Annotated in this window: 4 protein-coding genes; 1 reads left to right on the top strand and 3 read right to left on the bottom strand. The window is 47.9% G+C overall.

Annotated features, from left to right (window positions below; all coding sequences use genetic code 11):
* The first annotated feature begins 245 nt into the window (after positions 1–245).
* Entirely contained in the window at positions 246–1,316 is a 1,071-nt protein-coding gene (locus AAFM34_RS20080) for an SUMF1/EgtB/PvdO family nonheme iron enzyme (protein ID WP_341665911.1), read from the top strand.
* 24 nt (positions 1,317–1,340) lie between these two features.
* Here AAFM34_RS20080 and AAFM34_RS20085 read toward each other — a convergent pair whose 3' ends face one another.
* The 3 genes from AAFM34_RS20085 to tssI form a co-directional block, all read right to left on the bottom strand.
* Positions 1,341–3,902, bottom strand: coding sequence for a LysM peptidoglycan-binding domain-containing protein (locus tag AAFM34_RS20085; RefSeq protein ID WP_341665913.1), 2,562 nt, complete (start codon positions 3,900–3,902; stop codon positions 1,341–1,343).
* A gap of 7 nt (positions 3,903–3,909) precedes the next feature.
* Positions 3,910–4,503, bottom strand: a complete 594-nt coding sequence (locus AAFM34_RS20090) for a DUF4123 domain-containing protein (RefSeq protein ID WP_341665915.1) — start codon at positions 4,501–4,503, stop codon at positions 3,910–3,912.
* The coding region (tssI, locus tag AAFM34_RS20095; protein WP_341665917.1) for a type VI secretion system tip protein TssI/VgrG at positions 4,485–6,279 on the bottom strand (1,795 nt) is incomplete at its 5' end. The genes AAFM34_RS20090 and tssI, both read right to left, overlap by 19 nt.

Here is a 6,279-nt window from a genome sequence, read left to right on the forward strand (position 1 = left end):
CGTACGGTTCTTAGGAGGGCGGCATCTGGTAACAGGTGTCGCCTATCCGACAAAACTTTTACAATCATCACTTTCGATCATGAAACGCCTCACTATTCGGCAGATAAAATACTTCAGTAATAATTTATTCGTTCATACTTCCCAACAATAATCCCATCGTTATCACTAGCCATATAGTGTTTTTGCAACTGTTTTCTTGGAGTGTTTTTGCGTAAAATATGCGCATCAAACGAAAGGAATACCGAATGAAAAACAGATGGTTAGGTTTAACATGTACATTGCCTTTATTAATCGCTTGCAACAGTGGCTCCAGTATACGGCTCTCTAGTGAAACGGTTTCTAAGCAGCAAATCGAGACCATAGTGTCGAACATTGATGCGCGTTATCCAGAAGCGACACAGGAGCAAAAGCAAAAGGCGGCTGAAGCTGTGGTTCGCGCCATTGAAAATATGGTGTTTGTCGAAGGTGGCAGCTTTGATATGGGTGATTTTAAAATGGATTGTGATTTCCCGACCAAGACTGAGAATCGCCTTGATTGGTCTCCTGATGCCGAGTGCTTTAACTTTGCTACCAACCTATCAGGTGCGCAACATTTACATAAAGTCACTCTCGACTCTTACTCGATATCGAAATATGAGACCAGCTTTTTGGATATGGAGTGGATGCGCCAGATCAATCAATTGCCGCCTGCAATGACCTATTTTATTAGCATGATCCCGATGAAAACCAAGCCGATGAAACGCACGGATGATCAATACCTTAAGACTATTGAGTATAACTTAAAACACAGTGAGTCAGCGTATACCAAAACTTGGCAAGAAGCTAAGGACTATTGCCAATGGCTAGGTGATATCTCTGGCTTAGCGTTTGATTTACCGACAGAAGCGCAGTGGGAATACGCCGCAAGAAGTCGAGGCCAGCACTACTATTATGCCACTAATGACGGCTATCGCTCTTTGGCTGAAGGATACTATTTTGATCCTGTTACTGATAAGTATGTGGAGGTCTTACCTTCAGAAGTAAACAGTGGGACGAGTATCGAGGAATATATTGGCTATTGGCCTGCTAACCCACTTGGTATTTATGGCATGAGCAATGGAATCCGTGAATGGGTCAACGATTGGTACGCAAAAGACTATTATCTCAATTCACCTGAAATTAATCCTCAAGGGCCCAAAAATGCCGATAAGAAAGTAATGCGAGATGGTGGGGGGGTAAAGACTTTTGGACGTGTAGGGAAAGAACCCGTTTTGGAACGATATTCTGTGACAAACAGTTTTCGCTGTGCTGTGCAAAGCACAACGCCTATCAACTAATCGTGGCCCAATAGGGCCACAGTTTTAGACATAAGGGTAAGAGGTTGTATTGCCATATAACGAGGCGTATTGCTGCTCGATTTGGGTCCGCTTTTGAATAAAATCCATTTGTTGATAAGCCTCAAATGGCGCGAGCGCTACCTTATCAGCCAAGTTGATTTCAGTGAGTGTCGCCACCCAGCGATTAAACATCGCTTGCTGCTTGTTATCAAGAATGGCATTGATTCGCTCAATGCTTTCAAATAGCGCCTTTTCACCGCGCATTTTGCTACCGGTTGGGTTCATTCTTGCCAAAATTTCTTCAAACTTATGCCAGCTGTAGGTGCTCTCTTGTAACAGTTTACAAATTGCAAGTTCCTGCTTTTCTTCCCAATTAAAAATAAAGGTACGGGTTAAGGTATCAAGCATGCGGCCTATGGCTTCCGGCGGGAGCTGGCTAAAAGGGACCCCACTGCGAGTCGAGTCATCTAACACCCGCTCAGCTAACACAATAGCCTCTTGCTCTAGCGTGACTAAGTTTTTTCTACTTCTTTTAATATCATTAATAACTTCTTCACCAGCAGAAACCGCTAACTCAAGTGCGTTGACAGGTGAAGTAATAGTTTTGACCGCAGTAAAGGCAAAATAGGTAGCATCAACCAAATACTCATAAGCGTCGGAGTCGATATTGTTGAGCAGGCGGTAGTCGATGTATTGCAGTCCCTGCCAAATCACTTTAGCCAGTTGCCAGAATGCTTGCCCATCTATGGCAATCGAAAAACCGCCACCGCCCCCAATCCCCCAAACCAATTTGGCTGAAACTTTAAGGAAAAATTGACCTTCTTTTAAGTGTAAAACAAAATCGACGTTATAACCGCCACCCAGAGCAACATTGCCTTCCAGTTTTATCTCCGCCAAGGCACTGAAATTAGTGATGGTGTCTTTTTGTGGCTCTTTCCATTGAACGCCTCCTGAGAATTCACCGCTTAGCTGCCCGCCACCAAATATGCCCGCTTTAAAGCCCACTTGACCATTGGTATTGCCCATAGTGACGTTTGGATCAAACAAAATCCCCACATCATCGCCGGCTTCACGAGTTTTATTGCTGATACCTGCTCTTGCTTGCCCCGTAACACCGACAAAGCAGCCCAGTTTCACTTTGGCGTTAAATCTAAAACTGCCGTATGAGTAAGTGGCGTTCTGACCATTCGCGTCTTTATAGCTTAGGCAAGGGGTATAGCCTGCATCACTGGGTAAGAACAGCTCGGCGGCAACCGCCGCTTCAAACACAGAGAACGCTGCTTGGGCGCCGACTCCCAAGTCTACTTGCACATCCGCTCTGCCGTGCTCATCTTTATTAAACGGGTTAAGCTCAGCATCCACCGCGGCTTGCATTCCCCAACGGCCAAGCTGCGCTTCGGCACTGACCGCAAATATGGTGTTGTCATCGCTATCGCGCAGTAGTGAGCTGGTCGCTTTCCATTCAGCAATTTTTCCGCCCGGTGCTTGCCATTTCGCAAGGCTCGCCTTGAGGTCAGGGTTTAAGGCTTTTTTAACCGTATCTTCAGAAATGTCTTGAGCAATGGCTTGACCTAGGGCTTTCATATCCCCTTGGGTAAACGCGCGATTGGTATGGGTGGTACTGGATAGGGTCATCCATGAGTGGCGAATTCTGGTCTCACGCTCGAAAAAGGCCTCTCTGACGTAGAGATAAATACCGCGATTAATCGAGTAGAGCTCACGCACCCCAGAGCGATTAACAATGCCATCCAAACGGGTTTCTCTGGTATTGCTTAACCTAGCTATGTTATCAGACTGAACATTGGGCGTTTCAGGGGGCTGAGCTTGCTTGGCGATGGTTTCCCACTTAGTCAGTTCTTGTTTTAAGTTAGGAACCACGGTATTGGTCAAATGGACTTTGAGTTTGTCGGTTGAGTCTTGCGTTCCATACCAATGACCATAAGCTTCGATGTAGTCAATGCGGTTTTTTATCTCAGTGACTTTCGCATTGGCGAGTCGCTGGTTTTCAAGCGCTTTCTCTTTTGCTTCCTTTTCTTTGCGAAGTTGCTTCGCCCTTGCCGATGCACGGTTTTGGGTCTTTGGGGCAGGCAGTACGCCTGCATGGATAAGCTTCTCACACAATGCTTGGCGCTGCTCAGCGTGTTTTTCTATCTCAGCCCAAGCTTGTGCTCCTTGTGGCGCGTTGCTGACTACGTCTTGATAGCACTGGAACAGAGTTTGAGTTTGCTCAATTTCTTCATCAAGCTTTTCCACCGCTTCTGTGGTTAAGCAGTAGAAATGATTACCGCCATCACCGGTAGCAAACACCACGTCGTCAATGTCTTTGGACGCGCACAAAGGGGGCATGACAAGGCGCCCTTTTTTCTTGACGCACATGGCCGTCACTGGCTCAACGGGAAAGTCGGGCTGCGCAGGTTTGGTCTCTTGTGGTACAGGAAGCTGTAGGGTATCACCCGCCACAATCAAGTCAGGGTTGGGTTGATACTGTGGGTTTAATCGCAATAAGGTCGAAAAGTTAACGTTTTGCGCGATACCGATACCAATCAAGGTATCGCCGGGTTTAATCACATAAGGTTGAGTGCTCATGAGTTCATCACCATTGCTGTGCGATGCGCTGCATCGTACTGAGTTGTTCTTGTGAAAGTGTCCAAGGCTTTATTGGCTGTGTGGGCGCTATGGGAGCGTTTAATGACACGCTCATCCATGTGCTGTCATGCCATTGCAAGCGAGACAATAAGGGAAAGAGAGCTTGCCGAGCATCGTCACTGAGCGATGCCATTAATGGCAATAAAGCTCTGGGTTCGTAATAACGAAATAGTGTTTCACTGCTCCCTGTGGGCATGAAAAGGCGCTGGCGTAACGAGGTGGCGACCGCCTCCGTGGCAATGGTGTCTGGGCTCCACACTAGGCATCCGCAAGGTGAGGCGCTCATCCCCTCGACACAGGCTTTAAGTGCCTCTTGAGAGCTGTTTAAAGGAATAAATACTGGGCCATTAGGCAAATGAGATAATCGTGTTCCTGCCATCAAGGGTTGAACATCAAGGGGTTCTAAATAAGCACTGAGTGTGGTCTTCCAATCCGGCCAAAGCTGTGGCTCGATAATGGCATACACATTCTGCCCTTCAACTAGGTGAGGCACGCTCTCACTTTGAATGCGCCATTGACTCGTTAACTGTGTATTTGACATGTGTTGCCACTCCCGCAATCGCAAAGTTCCTGCATAAGGCTGCCTTCTTCAACCAAGCCTTGGTAGGCGGCAGGTGTCATTACAGGCAAGTCTTTTTTTATAATGGATAGGCCCTTAGGACGCCGGGTGTGTACGCTGACGTTACCGTGCGATGCGCCGCCGGGGTTGATCTTGACTCGGCCACCTGTCGCTTTTACATCACTTGCCCCGTCAATGGTGATGGCGGTCCCGTTAAGGTGAATGGTGCCACTGCTTTTGAGCACCAAGCTTGATGCGCCGACTTGAACTTTGATTTCATCCGCAGACACAATCGCGGTGCTGCCCTCGGCTCGAACCGACGTATTACCGTTGACTTCTACTTGAAGGTGATTACCAACGCTAAGGCTGTCATCGGCGCCAATATTGGTTGAGCGTGAAGCCAGCGCGACACTGCCTTGGCGCTCACCGACCTCTAAGGTGTCGTTTTTCCCAATATGGGTGACGCGATGTTCATCCACATACCAATCTCTGTTTTTCCCGACATTGATGGTTTGGTTGGCGTTGTAAGTGACCGTGACATCTTGCTCGACCCGCTCCATAAACGTTTGTTTTGTCTCTGAGGTTTTATGGCCGTGAATGGTTTCTTTGCGATCGCCATGGACGTTATTTTCTTGGTTTCGACCTACTTCGAGCTCTTCATCATTACCTATATCTCGGTAACGGTTATTCAGCACCTTAGTTTTCATGTCTTTTTGAGCACGAAAATGCACCTCTTCTTGGTCATTTTCATCTTCAAAGTGCATTTCGTTGTAACCGTCTGCCTTATGACTTTGGGTACGAAAAACGGTGCGGGTTTTATGCTCTGGCAGCTCATAAGGTGGGGTATGTAAGCCGTTATACACAGCACCTGTGACAAGCGGTCTATCGGGGTCACCCTCTAAAAAGGTCACCACCACCTCATGGCCGATGCGCGGCAGATACACGGCGCCCCAGTTAGGTGCGGCCATCGATTGGCTGACTCGTAGCCAGCAGGAACTATGCTCGTCACTTTGCCCATAACGGTCCCAGTGAAATTGCACTTTAATTCGTCCAAATTCATCGGTGTAGATTTCTTCGCCCGCAGGCCCAACGACGACCGCCGTTTGCGGACCATCAACCACAGGGGCAACCATTTTCGGCGCGCGATAGGTTACATCACGAGGTAGACACACAAACTGATTTTGGTAGGTTGTGGGGGCATCGGCGCCTTCTTCTTCATGCACGCGAGGGTTGTCACCAGAATGCATCACAGAGAGCATTAGGTAATCACGGTTGACTGAGGAGCGCGGATGTTCACTTATCTCAAAACTTAAGCCTGAGGCCAAACGCATAATATTGCTTGAGGCATGAATTTGGTGGCTATCTACCGCGTATTCTGACATCCACTCACTGCTGCGCTGAGCGCCAAAATCAGGAGAGGTGTAGCGCCCGGGGTAATCGTAGCGCTGCAAGTCCCAATTGACCTTGTCTTCAGCGTCTTGGCCTTGAGGTATACTCGGAGTGAGATAGTTGTAATCGCTATAGCTCACATAACCTGTTAGGGCGCGGTGAACCTGTTCCAAATCGAAAATGTGCTCTTTATCGGACACACCACCACCATGGGACTGAAACAGCATAGGCCCGATATAAGACGCGTTGAGCGGTGTGCTGACAAGCTCAGGAATGGCATCATTGCTGTCGACAATCACCATGGTATGCGTGCTATCGCTGTGCTCAAAGTAAAACCACATGCCATGCTCGGCTAAAAGACGCTGAACA

This window comes from Vibrio sp., assembly GCF_038138445.1.
Lineage (GTDB): Bacteria > Pseudomonadota > Gammaproteobacteria > Enterobacterales > Vibrionaceae > Vibrio.